12 protein-coding genes are annotated in these 16,201 nt (G+C 71.0%); 6 read left to right on the top strand and 6 right to left on the bottom strand.

All coding sequences use genetic code 11. From position 1 onward, the window contains the following. Position 1: 1 nt before the first annotated feature. Both purN and purH read left to right on the top strand, forming a co-directional pair. Positions 2-604 (top strand): phosphoribosylglycinamide formyltransferase, encoded by a 603-nt coding sequence (purN, locus tag NFR93_RS11585; RefSeq protein WP_251453402.1) that lies wholly within the window; start codon positions 2-4, stop codon positions 602-604. 24 nt (positions 605-628) lie between these two features. Beyond that, positions 629-2,236, top strand: coding sequence for a bifunctional phosphoribosylaminoimidazolecarboxamide formyltransferase/IMP cyclohydrolase (purH, locus tag NFR93_RS11580; protein WP_251453401.1), 1,608 nt, complete (start codon positions 629-631; stop codon positions 2,234-2,236). Positions 2,237-2,269: 33 nt separating this feature from the next. Here the strand turns inward: purH and NFR93_RS11575 are convergent, their stop codons facing one another. Continuing rightward, positions 2,270-3,694: a dihydrolipoyl dehydrogenase family protein gene (locus tag NFR93_RS11575; protein ID WP_251453399.1), complete on the bottom strand. Its 1,425-nt coding sequence runs from the start codon at positions 3,692-3,694 to the stop codon at positions 2,270-2,272. Positions 3,695-3,823: 129 nt separating this feature from the next. Here NFR93_RS11575 and NFR93_RS11570 point away from each other — a divergent pair, with 129 nt between their 5' ends. From NFR93_RS11570 to NFR93_RS11555, 4 genes are all read left to right on the top strand, one after another. Beyond that, positions 3,824-5,344: an AlkA N-terminal domain-containing protein gene (locus NFR93_RS11570; RefSeq protein WP_285814594.1), complete on the top strand. Its 1,521-nt coding sequence runs from the start codon at positions 3,824-3,826 to the stop codon at positions 5,342-5,344. Continuing rightward, positions 5,341-5,835, top strand: coding sequence for a methylated-DNA--[protein]-cysteine S-methyltransferase (locus NFR93_RS11565; protein ID WP_251453398.1), 495 nt, complete (start codon positions 5,341-5,343; stop codon positions 5,833-5,835). Before NFR93_RS11570 ends, NFR93_RS11565 begins: the two co-directional genes overlap by 4 nt. Before the next feature lie 381 nt (positions 5,836-6,216). Further along, positions 6,217-8,040 (top strand): ABC transporter ATP-binding protein, encoded by a 1,824-nt coding sequence (locus tag NFR93_RS11560; RefSeq protein ID WP_251453396.1) that lies wholly within the window; start codon positions 6,217-6,219, stop codon positions 8,038-8,040. After that, entirely contained in the window at positions 8,037-9,851 is a 1,815-nt protein-coding gene (locus tag NFR93_RS11555) for an ABC transporter ATP-binding protein (RefSeq protein WP_251453394.1), read from the top strand. Before NFR93_RS11560 ends, NFR93_RS11555 begins: the two co-directional genes overlap by 4 nt. A 51-nt stretch (positions 9,852-9,902) precedes the next feature. On the opposite strand, the gene NFR93_RS11550 is transcribed toward NFR93_RS11555, so the two are convergent. Genes NFR93_RS11550 through NFR93_RS11530 form a run of 5 tightly spaced genes read right to left on the bottom strand, consistent with a single transcriptional unit; the run spans position 9,903 to position 16,192 of the window. Then, positions 9,903-10,880 (bottom strand): N-acetylglucosamine kinase, encoded by a 978-nt coding sequence (locus NFR93_RS11550; RefSeq protein ID WP_251453392.1) that lies wholly within the window; start codon positions 10,878-10,880, stop codon positions 9,903-9,905. Continuing rightward, a complete protein-coding gene (locus NFR93_RS11545; RefSeq protein WP_251453390.1) occupies positions 10,877-11,836 on the bottom strand; it encodes a glycoside hydrolase family 113 in 960 nt (319 codons plus the stop codon). Before NFR93_RS11545 ends, NFR93_RS11550 begins: the two co-directional genes overlap by 4 nt. Further along, on the bottom strand, positions 11,833-14,322 hold the full coding sequence (locus NFR93_RS11540; protein WP_251453388.1) for a glycoside hydrolase family 2 protein: 2,490 nt from the start codon (positions 14,320-14,322) through the stop codon (positions 11,833-11,835). The genes NFR93_RS11545 and NFR93_RS11540 overlap by 4 nt, the downstream gene beginning before the upstream one ends. Then, a complete protein-coding gene (locus NFR93_RS11535) occupies positions 14,319-15,200 on the bottom strand; it encodes a carbohydrate ABC transporter permease (protein WP_251453386.1) in 882 nt (293 codons plus the stop codon). The genes NFR93_RS11540 and NFR93_RS11535 overlap by 4 nt, the downstream gene beginning before the upstream one ends. Beyond that, positions 15,197-16,192: a carbohydrate ABC transporter permease gene (locus NFR93_RS11530; RefSeq protein WP_251453385.1), complete on the bottom strand. Its 996-nt coding sequence runs from the start codon at positions 16,190-16,192 to the stop codon at positions 15,197-15,199. Before NFR93_RS11530 ends, NFR93_RS11535 begins: the two co-directional genes overlap by 4 nt. Between the last annotated feature and the right edge of the window lie 9 nt (positions 16,193-16,201).

The raw sequence follows: 16,201 nt of genomic DNA, 5'->3' as shown, positions 1-16,201 counted from the left end.
GGTGCTCACCGTCGCCGTCCTGATCTCCGGCGCGGGCTCCAACATGAGAGCCCTCCTGGATGCCGCGGCCGACCCCGATTTCCCCGCCCACGTCGTCGCCGTCGGCGCCGACCGCGAAGCGGACGGCTTCGCGCACGCCGAGCACCACGGGATCCCGACGTTCCTGGTCCCCTACGAGCGCTTCGACTCGCGTGAGGAGTGGGGCGCGGAGCTCGGTGCCCAGCTCGACGTCTGGCGCCCCGACCTCGTGGTGCTGAGCGGGCTCATGCGACTGCTGCCGGCATCGCTCGTCGACGCGCGCTCGCCGCACATCATCAACACCCACCCGGCGTACCTGCCGGAGTTCCCGGGCGCGCACGGCGTGCGCGACGCGCTCGCCGCCGGCGTCTCCCAGACCGGCGCCAGCGTCATCATCGTCGACAACGGCGTCGACTCGGGTCCGATCCTCGCCCAGGAGCGCGTCCCCGTCCTGCCGGGTGATGACGAGCACTCGCTGCACGAACGCATCAAGCCCGTCGAGCGGCGTCTGCTGATCGACGTCGTCCACCGCATCGCCACCGGAGACCTCGATCTCGACGCGGTCGCGGCGACTCCTAAACCCTGAACCGCACCACCCCGAGGAGCCTGCATGGCCGCGCCGACCACCGATCCCGCTCTGTATCGACACCGCGACGAGGTCCCCGTCCGCCGGGCGCTCGTCTCGGTCAGCGACAAGACCGATCTGCTGGTGCTGGCCCAGGCGCTCGCCGCGGCCGGCGTCGAGATCGTCTCGACGGGGTCGACGGCAGCCACGATCCGCGAGGCCGGCCACGAGGTCACGGACGTGGCGACGGTCACCGGCTTCCCCGAGTCGCTCGGCGGCCGCGTGAAGACGCTGCACCCGAGCGTCCACGCCGGACTGCTGGCCGATCTGCGTCTGGAAGACCACGAGCGGCAGCTCGGCGAGCTCGGCATCGAGGCCTTCGAACTCGTGGTGGTGAACCTCTACCCGTTCGTCGAGACCGTCGCCTCGGGCGCCCAGGGCGACGACGTCGTGGAGCAGATCGACATCGGCGGCCCCGCCATGGTGCGGGCGTCGGCGAAGAACTTCGCCAACGTCGCCATCGTCGTCTCGCCCGAGTCCTATCCGGCGATCATCGACTCGCTGCGCTCGGGCGGCACGACCCTCGCACAGCGCAAGGAGCTGGCCGCGCGGGCGTTCGCGCACACCGCCGCCTACGACCGCGCCGTCGCGACCTGGTTCGCCGACCAGACGCTCGAGGACGAGCGCGATCTGCCCCAGCACCTCACCATCAAGGCGGAGCGGCTGGCCACCCTGCGCTACGGCGAGAACTCCCACCAGCGCGCCGCCATCTACACGCGCACGGGGGGTCACGGCATCGCTCAGGCGACTCAGCTCCAGGGCAAGGAGATGTCGTACAACAACTACGTCGACGCCGACGCGGCCCTTCGGGCGGCGTTCGACATGGTCAAGCCCGCCGTCGCCATCATCAAGCACGCGAACCCGTGCGGCATCGCGGTGTCGGCGCCGCAGGCGCTCGACCCGATCGCGAGCGCCCACCTGCGCGCCCACGAGTGCGACCCCGTGTCGGCCTTCGGCGGCGTCATCGCGGCCAACCGCACGGTCACCCTCAAGATGGCCGAGAACCTGCGCGACATCTTCACCGAGGTGATCGTCGCCCCCGACTTCGAACCCGAAGCCCTCGAGCTGTTCCGCCTCAAGAAGAACCTCCGCGTGCTGCAGCTGCCCACCGACTGGCAGCAGGAGCGCATGGACGTCCGGCTGGTCTCGGGCGGCCTGCTGCTGCAGGACGCCGACCGGTTCCCCGACGACATCGAGTCCGTCGCGAAGGACTGGGAGCTGGTGTCGGGCGAGCGCCCCGAGGCGGACGACATGACGAACCTGATCTTCGCGTGGAAGGCGTGCCGCGCGGTGAAGTCGAACGCGATCGTCCTGGCGCAGGCGTCGGCGACCGTGGGGATCGGCATGGGCCAGGTCAACCGCGTGGACTCCTGCAAGCTCGCCGTCGAGCGCGCCGGCGGTCGTGCCGCCGGATCGGTCGCGGCATCCGACGCCTTCTTCCCGTTCGCCGACGGACCGCAGGTGCTGATCGACGCCGGCATCCGCGCCATCATCCAGCCCGGCGGCTCGGTGCGCGATCAGGAGGTCATCGACGCCGCGCGCGCGGCCGGGGTGACGATGTTCTTCACCGGCGAGCGGCACTTCTTCCACTGACGCCGGGTTCCCGCAGCCGTCGGCGGCCGCTCGTCAGGGCGTCGGGCGGCCGTACTCCTCGAGGATGCGCAGCCACACCTCGCTGAGCGTCGGGTAGGACGGCACCGCATGCCACAGGCGCGACAGCGGAACCTCCCCGACGACGGCGATCGTGGCGGCGTGGAGCATCTCGGCGACGTCGGGGCCGACGAACGTGACACCGACGAGCACCTCGCGCTCCCGGTCGACGACGGCGCGCACGCGTCCGGTGTAGTCGTCGGCGTGCGTGGAGGCGCCGGCGATGTTCGCCAGGTCGTAGTCGATGACCTGGACGTCGATCCCGGCATCCCGCGCCGCATCGGCCGTCATCCCCACCGACGCGACCTCCGGATCGGTGAAGGCCACCTGCGGCACGGCGTCGTGGTCGGCCGTGGCGACGTGGGCCCCCCACGGGCCGTCATCGATCGTGCCGCCCTTCGCGCGCGCGGCGATGACGTCGCCCGCGGCGCGGGCCTGATACTTGCCCTGGTGGGTGAGCAGGGCGCGGTGGGTGACGTCCCCGACGCCGTAGAGCCAGTCGTTGCCGCGGACCCGCAGCGTGTCGTCGACGTCGAGCCACGCGCCCGGCTCGAGCCCGACGGTCTCGAGGCCGAGGTCGCTCGTCCGCGGCGTGCGGCCCGTGGCGACGAGCACCTGATCGGCCGTCACCTCGGATCCGTCGTCGAGGGTCACGACGGCGCTGCCGCCGTCTCGGCGTGCCGCCACGACCTCGGCGCCGAGCCGTACATCGACGCCCATCTCGCGAAGAGACGTCGTGACGAGCTCGCCCGCGAACGGCTCCATGCCGCCGAGGACCCCGGAGCGTGCGAGCAGGGTCACCGTCGTGCCGAACCCGGCGTACGCCGTGGCGATCTCGGCGCCGACGACACCGGCCCCGAGGATCGCAAGGCTCTTCGGCACGTCGCGGACGCTGGTGGCCTCGCGGCTCGTCCACGGCTCGATGTCGCGCAGCCCGGGGATGTCGGGAAGGAGCGCGGCCGAGCCGGTGCACACCGCCACGGCATGGCGGGCGACGAGGGCGACCGACGCGCCGTCCGCGCCGACCACGGTGACCGCGCGCTCACCGGTGAACCGCGCGTGGCCGCGCACCAGATCGATCCCCGCGCCGCTCAGCCACTCCACCTGCGACGTATCGTTCCACTCGTGCACCATGCCGTCCCGCCGGGCGAGCACGGCCGCGACGTCCACGTCGCCGGTGACGGCCTCGCGGGCCCCGCCGACGCGTCGCGCGGCGCGGAGGGCCGCGGCCGAGCGCAGCAGTGTCTTGGACGGCATGCACGCCCAGTACGAGCACTCGCCCCCCACCAGCTCGGCCTCGACGATGACGGCAGTCAGCCCCCGCTGCACCGCACGGTCGGCGACGTTCTCGCCCACCGCACCGGCGCCGATCACGATCAGGTCGTATTCGCGTGCACTCATGGTGCACACGGTAGCGCCCGGTGACGCAGCCGCCGAGGGCTTGCGGGGACCCCTGGGCTGTGCAGGCCCGCGCGCTGCCGTGTCCGATTTCCGCCAGCCGAGGTCGGGGACGCGTGTCAGGCTAGGGGCATGACAACGCCCACGACGACCGGCGGCGCGCGGGGGATGACCTTCCACGAGCGCTACGGCGTCATCAGCTCCCGCGATCCGCGCTTCGACGGCCAGTTCGTCACGGCGGTGCGCTCCACCGGCATCTACTGCCGGCCGAGCTGCCCCGCACGCACGCCGAAGGCCGCCAACGTCACGTTCTACGCCACGTCGGCGGCTGCTCACGAGGCGGGATACCGCGCGTGCAAGCGGTGCCTGCCCGAGGCGGCACCCGGCTCGCCGGAGTGGGATCTGCGCAGCGACACGGCAGCGCGGGCGATGCGCCTCATCGCGGACGGCGTCGTGGACCGGGAAGGCGTTCCGGGGCTCGCGCGGCGGCTCGGATACTCGCCCCGTCACCTGACCCGCCTGCTCACGGCCGAGCTCGGGGCGGGGCCTCTCGCGCTCGCCCGCGCGCACCGGGCCCACACGGCGCGGATGCTCCTGGTGGGAACCGATCTGCCCGCCGCCGACGTCGCCTTCTCGGCGGGATTCTCGAGCGTGAGGCAGTTCACCGACACGGTCGGCGAGGTCTTCGGGATGCCGCCCACCGAACTGCGCGCGCGTCGTCACCGTGCCCCGTCGCCGGGGCCGCTCGATCTCGTGCTCCCGGTGCGGGGGCCGATCGACACGGTCGGGCTCTTCGGCTGGATGCGCGCTCACGCGGTGCCGGGCATGGAGACGGGGGCAGCGGACGCCTTCGCGCGGGTCGTGCGCCTGCCGGGGGGCCCCGCGTGGTTCGAGCTGCGGCAGGACGCGGCGGGCCGACTGCGGCTGCGCGGACAGCTGACCGCGCTTTCCGACCTGGGCACGCTCATCGCGCGTGTCCGCAGGCTCTTCGACCTCGACGCCGACCCGCTCGCGGTCGACGAGTCGCTCGCGCGGCATCCCGAGCTCGCGGCTGCGGTCGCGGGCGTCCCAGGGGTGAGGGTGCCCGGCACCGTCGACGCCGCCGAGATGCTCATCCGCGCCATGATCGGTCAGCAGATCAGCGTCGCGGCGGCGCGCACCGTGCAGGGACGGCTGGTGACGGCTCTCGGCGAGACCGTCGACACGCCCGACGGGCCGATGACGCTGTTCCCGACACCCGCGGCGATCGCCGAGCGCGGCGCCGACGTGCTGCGCGGTCCCGCCGCGCGCGTCCGTGCGGTCCTGTCCGCGGCGGCCGCGCTCGCCGACGGCACGCTGGCGGTCGGACCGGGCGACGACCCGCTCGAGCTGCGTCGCACGCTGCTCGCGCTTCCCGGCGTGGGGCCGTGGACGGCGGACTACGTCCGAATGCGCGTCCTCGGCGATCCCGACGTGCTGCTGCCCGGTGACGTCGCCGCCCGCGCCGGAGCCGCCGAACTCGGCATCCCCGCCGATGCCGCGGGGCTGACCGCCTGGGCGCCGCGCGCGGCCCCGTGGCGCAGCTACCTCATGGCGCACCTCTGGTACGCCGCCCCCGTCACCCGGGCATGGCGCTCGGCGCCGCCCGCGCAGACCCAGGAGTCCATCGCATGACCGCCACCCTGCAGACCGTCGCCACCCCCGACGGCCCCTTCACCATCCTCTCCGACGATGCCGGCCGGGTTCTGGCGTCGGGGTGGACCGACGATCCCGAGGCGATCCTGGCCCGGCTGCATCCCGCGCGTCGACCCGCGTCGCTGCGCGACGGCGAGACGGATGCCGCCGCGGCCGTCGATGCGTATTACGCCGGCGATCTCGTGGCGCTCGACGAGGTCGAGGTGTCGCAGTCCGGCACCGCGCTGCAGCGCGCGGGCTGGGCGGCATTGCGACGCATCGAGCCCGGACGGCCGCTGACCTACACATCGTTCGCGGCGGCGCTCGGTCAGCCGCGCGCCGTGCGGGCCGCGGCATCCATCTGCGCCCGGAACGCGCCCGCCCTCTTCGTGCCGTGCCACCGGGTGCTGCGATCCGACGGGTCGCTCGGCGGCTTCGCGTGGGGGACCGTGGTCAAGGAGCGTCTGCTCGCCCGCGAGTCCGCGGACTGATCCGTTCGCAGCCCCGCGCCGAACGGATTCCGGAAAGCGCTTGCGTTCAGCATCCTCCCAGGCATACGCTTGAGGGCTGTCGCGCTCGCGACACCACCGCCCACCCCGAGGAGGATGCCATGTCTCTGATCGCCGTCGTCGCGAGCGTCGTCCTCCCTGCCGCCCTCCGCGGCGTCTCGGGTCTCGGGCGTCCTCGCCTCCAGGGGTGATCGCTCCCCGCTGAGCGCGACGCCGCGTCGCCCTCCACCTGCCTCGGCGCCGGTCCGATCCGGCATAACGCCGCCACCGGGAGCGTTCCCTCCGACGGGACTCCACTCTCCACTGCGCCCTGCGCCTTCCCGGCCCCACCCGGCCATCCGCTCCACCCTCTCTGCAAGGATCATGACCCTCACCGCCGAAACGCCACGGTCCGATTTGTCCACCCTGCGCGCGCTCTCACGTCTCCTGCCGTTCGCCAAGCCCGTCCTGCCGCGCCTCGTCCTGGGCGCCGTGAGCGCGCTCATCGCGTCGCTCCTGGCCCTGTCGATCCCGCTCGTGCTCGAAGGCGTCGTCGCCGGGCCGATCTCGTCCGGCGATCTCGCCCAGATCGCGTGGGGCGCTGCGGCGATCCTCGGTCTGGGACTCGCCGAGGCGCTCATGGTGTGGCTGCGCCGCTGGTTCGTGCTCGGCCCCGCCACCGGGGTCGAGTACTCGCTGCGACAGTCGTTCTATGCGCGGCTGCAGCGGCTTCCCGTCGCCTTCCACGACCGTTGGCAGTCGGGGCAGCTGCTCAGCCGCATGATGCAGGACATGAGCATGCTCCGCCGCTGGATGGCGTTCGGCGTCGTCCTGCTCGTGGTGAACGTGCTGACGATCCTCGTCGGAACCGTGCTGCTGTTCCGCTGGCACTGGCTGCTCGGCACCATTTTCCTGGTGACCTCGGCGCCCCTGTGGTACGCCGGGTACCGGTTCGAGAAGGCGTACGGCACCCTCGCCCGCCAGAGCCAGGACCAGGCCGGCGACCTCGCCACCTCGGTCGAGGAGAGCGTGCACGGCATCCGGGTGCTCAAGGCCTTCGGCCGGGGCAAGCACGCCCTGCAGAAGTTCACCCGGCAGGCGGAGACGCTCCGCGAGACCGAGCTGAGCAAGGCGCGCGCGGTGGGTGCCATCTGGTTCTGGCTCGTGCTCCTGCCCGACATCGCCTTCGCGCTGTGCCTGGGCGCCGGCATCTACCTGGTGCAGCTCGGGCAGCTGCAGACCGCCGAGCTGATCGCGTTCTTCGCGATGGGCACGGTGCTGCGCTGGCCCATGGAGTCCATCGGCTTCCTCTTCTCCTTCATGCTCGATGCCCGCACCGCCACCGACCGCATCTTCGAGGTCTTCGACGAGGAGAACACCATCACCTCGCCGGACCGACCGGTCTCGATCGAGCGGCCGCGCGGCGAGCTGTCGTTCGAGGGGGTCCACTTCCGCTACCAGGATGCCGCGCCCACCGAGCGCGACCTCCTGGACGGCGTGGATCTGACCCTCCGGCCGGGCGAGACGATGGCCCTCGTCGGGCTGACCGGGTCCGGCAAGACGACCCTGACGACTCTTCCGACGCGCCTGTACGACGTGACCGGCGGGCGCGTGACGCTGGACGGCGTCGACGTGCGGGACCTCGACCTGGTCGAACTGCGCCGGCACATCGGCATGGCGTTCGAGGACGCGACGCTCTTCTCGCAGACCGTGCGAGAGAACGTGCTGCTCGGCCGCGAGGACCTGCAGCCGGGATCGGCGGAAGCCGAGCGGGTGCTGCGCGAAGCGCTCGGGGTCGCGCAGGCGAGCTTCGTCGACGACCTGCCCCACGGCGTCGACACGATCATCGGCGAAGAGGGCATGAGCCTGTCGGGCGGACAGCGTCAACGCCTGGCGCTCGCCCGCGCGGTGGCGGCCCGCCCCGCGGTGCTCGTGCTCGACGACCCGCTGTCGGCGCTCGACGTCGACACCGAGGCGCTCGTCGAAGACGCCCTGCGGGAGGTCCTCCACGCCACGACCGCCCTGGTCGTCGCCCACCGTCCCTCGACGGTCACCCTCGCCGACCGCGTGGCGCTCCTCGAAGCCGGACGCGTCTCCGCCGTCGGCACCCATTCCGAGCTGCTGCGCACCAGCGAGCACTACCGACACGTGATCTCGAGCCTCGAGGTCGAAGAAGCCCGCCTGCGGGAGAGGGAGGTGAACCTGTGAGCACCACCGTCACCGGAACCAGCGGCGAAGACCGCTCCGACTACACCAAGGACGAGAGCAGGTCGATCCGCCGTCGCTCGCTGCGTCTGCTCGGGTCGCTCGTGTCACCGCTGCGGGGTCAGCTGATCCTCGCCGCGAGCGTGCTGATCGTCTCGACCGCCTTCCGCGTGGCCGGGCCCGCGCTCATCGCCTTCGGCATCGACCGCGCCCTGCCGGCCGTCGTCGACCGCATGGACTGGATGCCGACGATCGGCGTCGTGGTGGTCTACCTCGTCACCGCCGCGGGCGGCGCCGGCCTCATCGGCTGGTACGTCGTCGTCACGGCGCGGCTCACCCAGGCGATCATGCTCGACCTGCGCAAGCGCATCTTCCTGCACACCCAGAAGCTCAGCCTGGAGTTCCACGAGTCGTACACGTCGGGGCGCATCATCTCGCGTCAGACCAGCGACCTCGACTCGATCCGCGAACTGCTGGACGGCGGTCTCAACGAGCTCGTCTCGGGGCTGCTGTACGGCGGCTTCACCCTGATCGCCCTGCTGCTGCTGGACTGGCAGTCGGGCGTGATCCTGGCCGTCATGGGCATCCCGTTGATGCTGCTGATGCGCTGGTTCTACCTGCGCTCCCAGCTGGTGTACCGCGAGTCCCGGGTGGTCAGCGCGAAGGTGATCGTGAAGTTCGTCGAGACGATGACCGGCATCCGCGCCGTCAAGGCGTTCCGCAAGGAGCCGCGGAACGACGACGACTTCGGCGAGCTCGCGAGCGACTACCGCGAGGTCAACATGCGCTCGATCCGCCTGTTCGGCACCTTCGAGCCCGGACTCATGGCCGTCGCCTCGGTGTCCGTCGCGCTCGTGCTGCTGTGGGGCGGCATCCGCGTCGTGGACGGCGGGATCGCCGTCGGCGTGCTGCTGGCCGCCGTGCTGTACGTGCGGAACTTCTTCTCGCCGCTGCAGGAGGTCGCGTTCTTCCTGAACTCCTACCAGTCGGCCGCGGCCGCTCTCGAGAAGGTCTCGGGCGTGCTGGAGGAGGAGCCGACCGTGCCCGATCCCACGCGCCCGGTGGATCTGTGGAGCGCCCGTGGCCACGTCCGCTTCGAGGGCGTCGAGTTCGGGTACTCGCGAAACCGCATCATCCTGCCGGATTTCAGTCTCGACATCCCGGCCGGGCAGACGATCGCGCTGGTCGGGACCACCGGAGCGGGCAAGTCCACCCTCGCCAAGCTGGTCTCGCGGTTCTACGACCCGACCGCCGGCCGGGTGACCCTCGACGGCGTCGACCTGCGGTCGCTCCACCCCAAGGACCTCCGTCGCGCGATCGTCATGGTCACCCAGGAGGCGTACCTGTTCAGCGGCACCGTCGCCGACAACATCGCGCTGGGCAAGCCCGACGCGACGTTGGAGGAGATCCAGGCGGCGGCGCGCGCCGTCGGTGCTCACGGGTTCATCGAGGCGCTGCCGGACGGCTATGCCACCGACGTGAACAAGCGCGGCGGCCGCGTCTCGGCCGGTCAGCGTCAGCTGATCTCGTTCGCCCGCGCCTTCCTCGCCGACCCGTCGGTGCTGATCCTCGACGAGGCGACCGCGTCTCTCGACATCCCCAGCGAACGGCTCATCCAGGATGCGCTGCAGACGCTGCTGGCCGACCGCACGGCGATCATCATCGCTCACCGTCTGTCGACCGTGGCGATCGCCGACCGCGTGCTCGTCATGGAGCACGGCCGGATCATCGAGGATGACGCCCCCGAGAACCTCATCGGCGGCGACGGCCGGTTCGCGAGGCTTCACGCCGCCTGGCGCGAATCTCTCGTCTGAGAGCGGATGCCGGGGCTCACGCGATCTCGCGGGGTCCCGGCATCCGTCGTCTCAACCCGCTTCGCGCACGCCGCTCGAAGGGATTCCGAGGGTTGCGTGGTCGCCCGCCCGCGCGGACGAGACCGTTCCGGCCAGAGGGTGCCCGGAGGGCAGATGGGCCAGAGCCACCGCGCCGTCGATGCCGTGGCCGAGCGGCTCGACCAGGGTGATGTCGAACTCGCTGGCGGCCAGGTGGGACGCGAACGCCTCGCGCAGCTGGGGCGAGCGGAACACCCCTCCGATGGCGCACACGTCGAACGCCTCGTCGGCCTCGCGCACCCGTCGGAGGGCCGTCTCGACGCTGTGGGCGAGTTCGCCGCCGGCGCGGACGGTGATGAACCGGCATACGGCGTCGCCTTCGCCGGCCAGACGTGCGACGTCCTCGGCGAACGAGGCGATGGTGCGCACCCTGTCGTCGCCGGTCTGCAGGGCGATGTACGCCTGCGTCAGGTCGGGCCAGTGCAACCGCGCCACGTCGGTGAGGGCGGTGGGTGCGCCGCGCCCGTCGAACGCCCGCATCACGGCGTCCAGGGCCTCGCGCCCGATCCAGTAGCCGCTGCCGGCGTCGCCCATGAGGTAGCCCCAGCCGTCGACCCGCGCCGTCGTGCTCGCGCCGACCGCGAGGGTCACCACGCCCGTGCCGGCCGCGACGACCGCGCCCCGCTCGTCTCCCATCGCCCCGAGGTACGAGGTGGTGGAGTCGTGGGTGAGCACCACCTCGCGGATGCGCGGATCGCCGATCGCCGCGAGCAGGCCCCCGGCGTCGGCTTCGAGGGCCGTCAGCCCCGACACGCCCGCGGCGACCACCGAGATGTCCAGCGGACTGCGCGCCAGGACGGTGCGCACCACGGCGGCGAGCTGCGCCAGCAGCGGCTCGTGCGTGCGGATTCCGGGGAAGACCTCGTCACGGGCGGCTGCGCCCGCCTGCACGCGCACCTTGATGCCGGTCTGGCCGGCGTCGATGGCCAGCACGCCTCTCGTCTCGCTCACGACAGGGCCTTCCGCTGGATCCCGGTGTACCGCTCCCGCAGGAGGTCGCCGGCCGGCTTGCCGTAGGGGCAGTAGTCGTCGTTCCGCGCCGCATCCGCCTCGTCGTAGAGATCGGCCGGCCAGTCCCACAGCATGAAACCCTCGACCCACGGGCGCTGCGCGCACGCGTCGAACATCGCGCGGTAGTAGCGCGCCTGCTCCTCCCCGGAGGGAGCCCCCGCGAGCGTCCAGTCGTTGGGGGCCTGCGCCGAGCCCTCTCGGCTCGGGCATCCCGCCTCCATGAAGACGAACGGCTTGTCGTGGACCGAGACCACCCGCTCGATCCGATCGAGCTGGGCCGGCCAGCTGTCGATCGGGTAGTAGCCGCTCGAGCTGATGACGTCGACCGCGTCCCACCAGGTGAGGCGATCCTCCTGGTACTTGTCGCAGTTGTAGGTGAGCGGTCCCGAGTACACCTCGCGGATGTCGGCGATGAGTGCGCGCCAGTGCGCCTCCTGGCCGTCCGCGCGGACCATCTCGCACCCGATGCAGAGCATGTCTGCATTCTCCGCCTCGGCGAGCCGAGCCGCATGCAGCAGGAACGCGCGGTAGGACGCGAACCACTGCGTCCACGTCGGCTCTCCCGGCACGTCCTGATCGAAGAAGCCGATGTGGGCGCGCCACGTGCCGTCCGCGCAGTTGACCACCGGCTTCAGGCACACCTTCATGCCCAGGCGCTTGGCCTCGCGCATGGCCCGGACGATCTCGCCGTCGGTCACGGTCGGAGCCTGCGCGAAGCGGATCTCGGTGCTGAAAGGCGTGTCCTGCAGCGCCGAATAGGCCAGGGCCGTCCAGGTCACCGCATGCTCTCGCATCAGCGCCATCGACCGGTCCGCCGCGGGGGTCGCCCAGGTGCCGCGGACACCGACCCATCCCCACGTCATGCCGCACATCGGCGCCGTCAGCGCGCCGCTCATCGGCCCACCAGTTCGTTCGCCGTCCGGAGGACGCGCGGATCCGCGAAGGCCGGGGCCGGCACGCTGCCGGAGTGGCGGACGAAGATGTCGGCGCTCTCACCCGGGAGCAGGGTGATCAGTGCGGCGTCGGCCACGGCATCCGGATCGATCTTGTCGACCAGCAGCGTCAGATCCCGCACCAGGCTCGCCGCGGTCACCGTCACCCGGGAGCCGCCCGCGTCGGCGACCACGTGGACCGCGACATCGGCGGGAGGGAGGGCGCTGTCGCGCGGTTCGGCGAAGAACCACAGCGCCCGAGCGCCATCGAGGTCCGCGACGACCAGCTCGCCGGCGGCATCGTCCGGCGTCGTGATCGAGGCCGGGAGCGGCACCGTCGAGGTCTCGCGCGGCGCGAGGGTCACCGGGTGGGCGAACCCCTCGCGTTCGCGTCCGTCGAATCCCACGCGTCGGATGACGGCCTCGCCCGACCACGGCTCGGAGGTGTCGTTGCTCAGCACCAGCGAGAGACCGTCCGGGCGAGGCTGGATCGTGGCCAGGCGGGGGGCGAAGGCGTAGCGAAGCGCGGAGAACAGCGGCTTGGGGCGCTCGTCGCCGTCGATGGCCGCCCACGAGGTCACCGGCCAGCAGTCGTTGAGCTGCCAGACGACGGCGCCCATCGTGTGCGGCGCCCACGAGCGGAAGTGCTCGAGCGCGGTGCGGACGGCGAGGGCCTGATTGAGCTGCATCGCCCAGTGCCAGTCCTCCATGGTCTGCGGCACGCGGAAGTGCGGGACCAGGCCGTTCGTCAGCTTGACGTTGCCCTCCATGGCCTTCTGGTGCACGATCATCCCGGGCGACTCCGGGGTCAGCGGATCGTCCGAGATCGCCCGGGTGAGCGTGCTCCACGCGGGCGGCCCCTGCCAGCCGAACTCCGCAAGGAAGCGGGGGCGGTGTTCGCGGTAGGTCGTCCAGTCCCGGCGGTTCCACTGCTCCCACAGGTGCATCGAGCCGTGCGCCTCGTCGTTGGGATGCTGTCCACCCGGACTGAAGGGACTGCCGGGTGCGTACGGCACGTGCGGGGCGAGCTCGTCGAGGAGGGCGGGGAAGAGGTCGTAGTAGTAGTACGCCCCCCACGTCTTCCCGTCGAGCCGCTCCTTCCACCCCCAGTCCTCGAACCCCCACAGGTTCTCGTTGTTCCCCGTCAGCAGGACCAGCGACGCGTGGTGGCTCAGCCGGGTGATGTTCTCGCGGGCTTCGGCCTCGATCTCGGAGCGCAGCGGCTCCTCTTCGGGGTACGCCGCGCACGCGAACAGGAAGTCCTGCCAGGTGAGCAGCCCGAGCTCGTCGCACAGGTCGTAGAAGTCGTCGGATTCGTACAGCCCCCCGCCCCATACGCGGATGAGGTTGAGGTTCGCCTCGACGGCCTGCTCGAGCCGGCGGCGCAGCCGGTCGCGCGTGACCCGCACCGGGAGGGCGTCATCGGGGATCCAGTTCGCCCCCTTGACGAAGACGGGCTGATCGTTGACGACCAGGGTGAACGGCGTGCCCGCGCTGTCCGGCGTCGTCTCCCACCTCACGTCACGGAAGCCGACCCGGCGGCGGGCGTCGTCGAGGACCGAGCCGTCGGCGTCGGCGAGCTCGACCGTCACGTCCGTGAGTGACGCCGATCCGTATCCCGTCGGCCACCATCGCTCGACGCCTTCCAGGGCGAGGGTGGCGGCGGCGGCGGTCGCCCCCGCGTCGATGTCGACGGTGACCGCCGCCTCGCCCGCACGGACGGTCAGCGACAGAGGGCGTTCCCCGGAGCGCTCGAGGTCGACGGCCACTGCGACGTCACCGGTGGTCGGCCCCGTCGGCCGAGCGGTCACCCGGACCGCGGCGAGCCGGGCGACCGACCAGCTCTCGAGCGAGACCGCACCCACGATGCCGCTGGTGTAGGTGGCGATGCCCCAGTCCCACCCGAAATTGCACGCGGACTTGCGGATCGCCTCGTACGGCAGCGGATAGGGGCGTTCGCGGGCGCCGAGGAGGAGGCTCTGCTCGTTGGCGTACTTGATCGGCGACCGGAAGCGCACGACGAGATCGTTGTCGCCTTCCGTCAGCAGCTCGCGCACCGCGAACCGATACGACCGGTGCTGGTTGAACGTCGCGCCCACGTCGGTGCCGTTCAGCGAGACGGTGGCGACGGTGTCGAGCCCGTCGAAGACGAGGTCCACGCGGTCGGCGCCGTCGTCATTCCACCGGAACGACGACGAATACGTCCAGTCCACGAGGCCGATCCAGGCCAGCGCCGATTCGTTGTCGTCGAGGTACGGATCGGGGATGAGCCCCGCGGCGAGCAGATCGGTGTGCACGCAGCCGGGCACGGTGGCATCCACGACGGCGCCGGTGATCGGGTGCGGGGCCGGCCCTGCGTCGGCGCGCATCCGCCAGCCGTCGTGGAGAGGGATCCGCACGATGCCCGCTCGCTGGGTTCCGGTGGCGACGGGTGCTGCGGGGACGGTCATTTGACGGCTCCTGAGGTGAGGCCACGGTAGATCCACCGCTGCAGCAGCAGGAAGGCGATCAGGGTGGGGATGATGACGACGACGGTTCCGGCGGCGATCACCTCCCACTGTGCGCCGAAAGGTCCTTTGAACCGGAACAGCGACGTGGAGATGAGGCCCTCGGACGGGAGGTAGAGGAAGGGGGTGTAGAACTCGTTGTAGATCGCGATGCCCTTGATGATCACGACCGTGGCGATCGCGGGCTTGAGCAGCGGCAGCACGACCCGCCAGTAGATGGTCCACCGGTTCGCGCCGTCGATCATCGCCGCCTCGTCCAGCGAGACGGGGATCGACTGCATGAACTGGATGAACAGGTAGATGGCGATGATGTCGGTGCCCATGAAGAGCAGGATGAGCGCGGCCTTGGTGTCGTAGAGCCCGAGACCGTTGACCAGCTGGAACGTGGCGACCTGGCTCGTCACACCCGGGATCAGCGTGGCGACGAGGAAGAGGCCCACGACGAGCGTCTTGCCCCGGAAGGCGAAGCGGTCGAGCGCGTAGGCGGCCATCGTTCCGATGAAGATCGTGCCCACCAGCGAGACGGCCAGCACCACGCTGGTGTTGATGAAGCCCTCCAGCATCCTGCCGCTGGTGAAGGCGGTGACGAAGTTGTCGACGTTGAGCCAGTTCTCCGGTGGGTCGAACGGACCCGTCGTCGCGTACTCGGACGAGGTCTTCAGGCTCGCGAAGAGCAGCACCGAGAGGGGGAGGAGGGTCACGACGGCGGCGAGGACGAGGCTCGTGTACTTCGCCGTCGTCGCGCTTATCCCCTTCAGTCGTTTCAACGGGGTGAGCCCGCTCCTGACGGGCTGGCGGATGCTGATGCGCTCCGTGGTCATGTCAGATCCACCTTCTCGTCGGGGAACAGTCTGCGCTGGATGACCGTCACCACCAGGACGATCACCAGCAGGACCACCGCCATGGCGGAGGCCAGGCCCACCTGGCGGAAGCTGAACGCGGTCTGCAGCGTCTGGATCACGAAGGTCGCCGAGCCGTTCGCGCCCCCAGTCATGATGAACGGAACCTCGAACACGCTGAGGCTCCCGGCGATGGCCAGGATGAACGACAGCCCGATGATCCGCCGGATGCCGGGGAAGATGATTGCCCAGAACTGCTGCCACTTCGAGGCGCCGTCGAGGTCGGCGGCCTCGTACAGCTCGTGGGGGATGGACTGGATCGCGCCGAGGAACAGGACGAAGTTCAATCCGGTGTAGCGCCACACGGATGTGCCGGCGAGGGACCAGTTCACGATGTCGGGGTCGCCCAGCCACTGCGGCGGGTCGGCGAGGCCGAACCACGCCAGCACCGTGTCGAGCGTGCCGCCGGGCTGGAAGAGGTAGAGGAAGACGAACCCGACGGCGACCCCGTTGATCAGGTACGGGAAGAACAGGATGCCGCGGAACAGGCTCGAGAAGCGCGTCGAGAAACTGAGGATCGTGGCGAAGTAGAGGGCGATCGCCATCTGCACGAACGAGGCGGCGAAGTAGTACAGGCTCACCCCGAAGACGCTGAAGATGCGGGGGTCCGTGAACACGCGCACGTAGTTGTCGAGCCCCACGAGGTTCTTCGTGAGGTCTATGCCGTCCCAGTCGGTGACGCTGTAGTAGAAGAGGTTCAGGGCCGGCCAGTAGGTGAAGAGGAGGAGCAGTCCCACCGCTGCCGACAGGAACAGCCACGGGGTGAGCCGCTGCGCCGTGCCGCGCCGTGCGCGGCCGCCACGCGGGCGCCCGGGCCGGCGGGGGAGGATCCCGCGGCTCCGGCGCGCCCGCACGGGAGCGGACAGGACGGCAGGGGCATCCGCGGGGGCTGCTCCAGGTGTTGCGATCGCCATATCTCTGCC

Source organism: Microbacterium sp. Marseille-Q6648 (assembly GCF_943181415.1).
Lineage (GTDB): Bacteria > Actinomycetota > Actinomycetes > Actinomycetales > Microbacteriaceae > Microbacterium.
This window is presented reverse-complemented; position numbering and strand designations above follow the sequence as displayed.

Bases quoted from the DNA above. Each gene is read 5' to 3' on its own strand.
- NFR93_RS11535 (WP_251453386.1), bottom strand. From the start codon at position 15,200: ATGACCACGGAGCGCATCAGCATCCGCCAGCCCGTCAGGAGCGGGCTC.
- NFR93_RS11530 (WP_251453385.1), bottom strand. From the start codon at position 16,192: ATGGCGATCGCAACACCTGGAGCAGCCCCCGCGGATGCCCCTGCCGTC.
- NFR93_RS11575 (WP_251453399.1), bottom strand. From the start codon at position 3,694: ATGAGTGCACGCGAATACGACCTGATCGTGATCGGCGCCGGTGCGGTG.
- NFR93_RS11560 (WP_251453396.1), top strand. From the start codon at position 6,217: ATGACCCTCACCGCCGAAACGCCACGGTCCGATTTGTCCACCCTGCGC.
- NFR93_RS11565 (WP_251453398.1), top strand. From the start codon at position 5,341: ATGACCGCCACCCTGCAGACCGTCGCCACCCCCGACGGCCCCTTCACC.
- NFR93_RS11570 (WP_285814594.1), top strand. From the start codon at position 3,824: ATGACAACGCCCACGACGACCGGCGGCGCGCGGGGGATGACCTTCCAC.
- purH (WP_251453401.1), top strand. From the start codon at position 629: ATGGCCGCGCCGACCACCGATCCCGCTCTGTATCGACACCGCGACGAG.
- NFR93_RS11545 (WP_251453390.1), bottom strand. From the start codon at position 11,836: ATGAGCGGCGCGCTGACGGCGCCGATGTGCGGCATGACGTGGGGATGG.
- NFR93_RS11540 (WP_251453388.1), bottom strand. From the start codon at position 14,322: ATGACCGTCCCCGCAGCACCCGTCGCCACCGGAACCCAGCGAGCGGGC.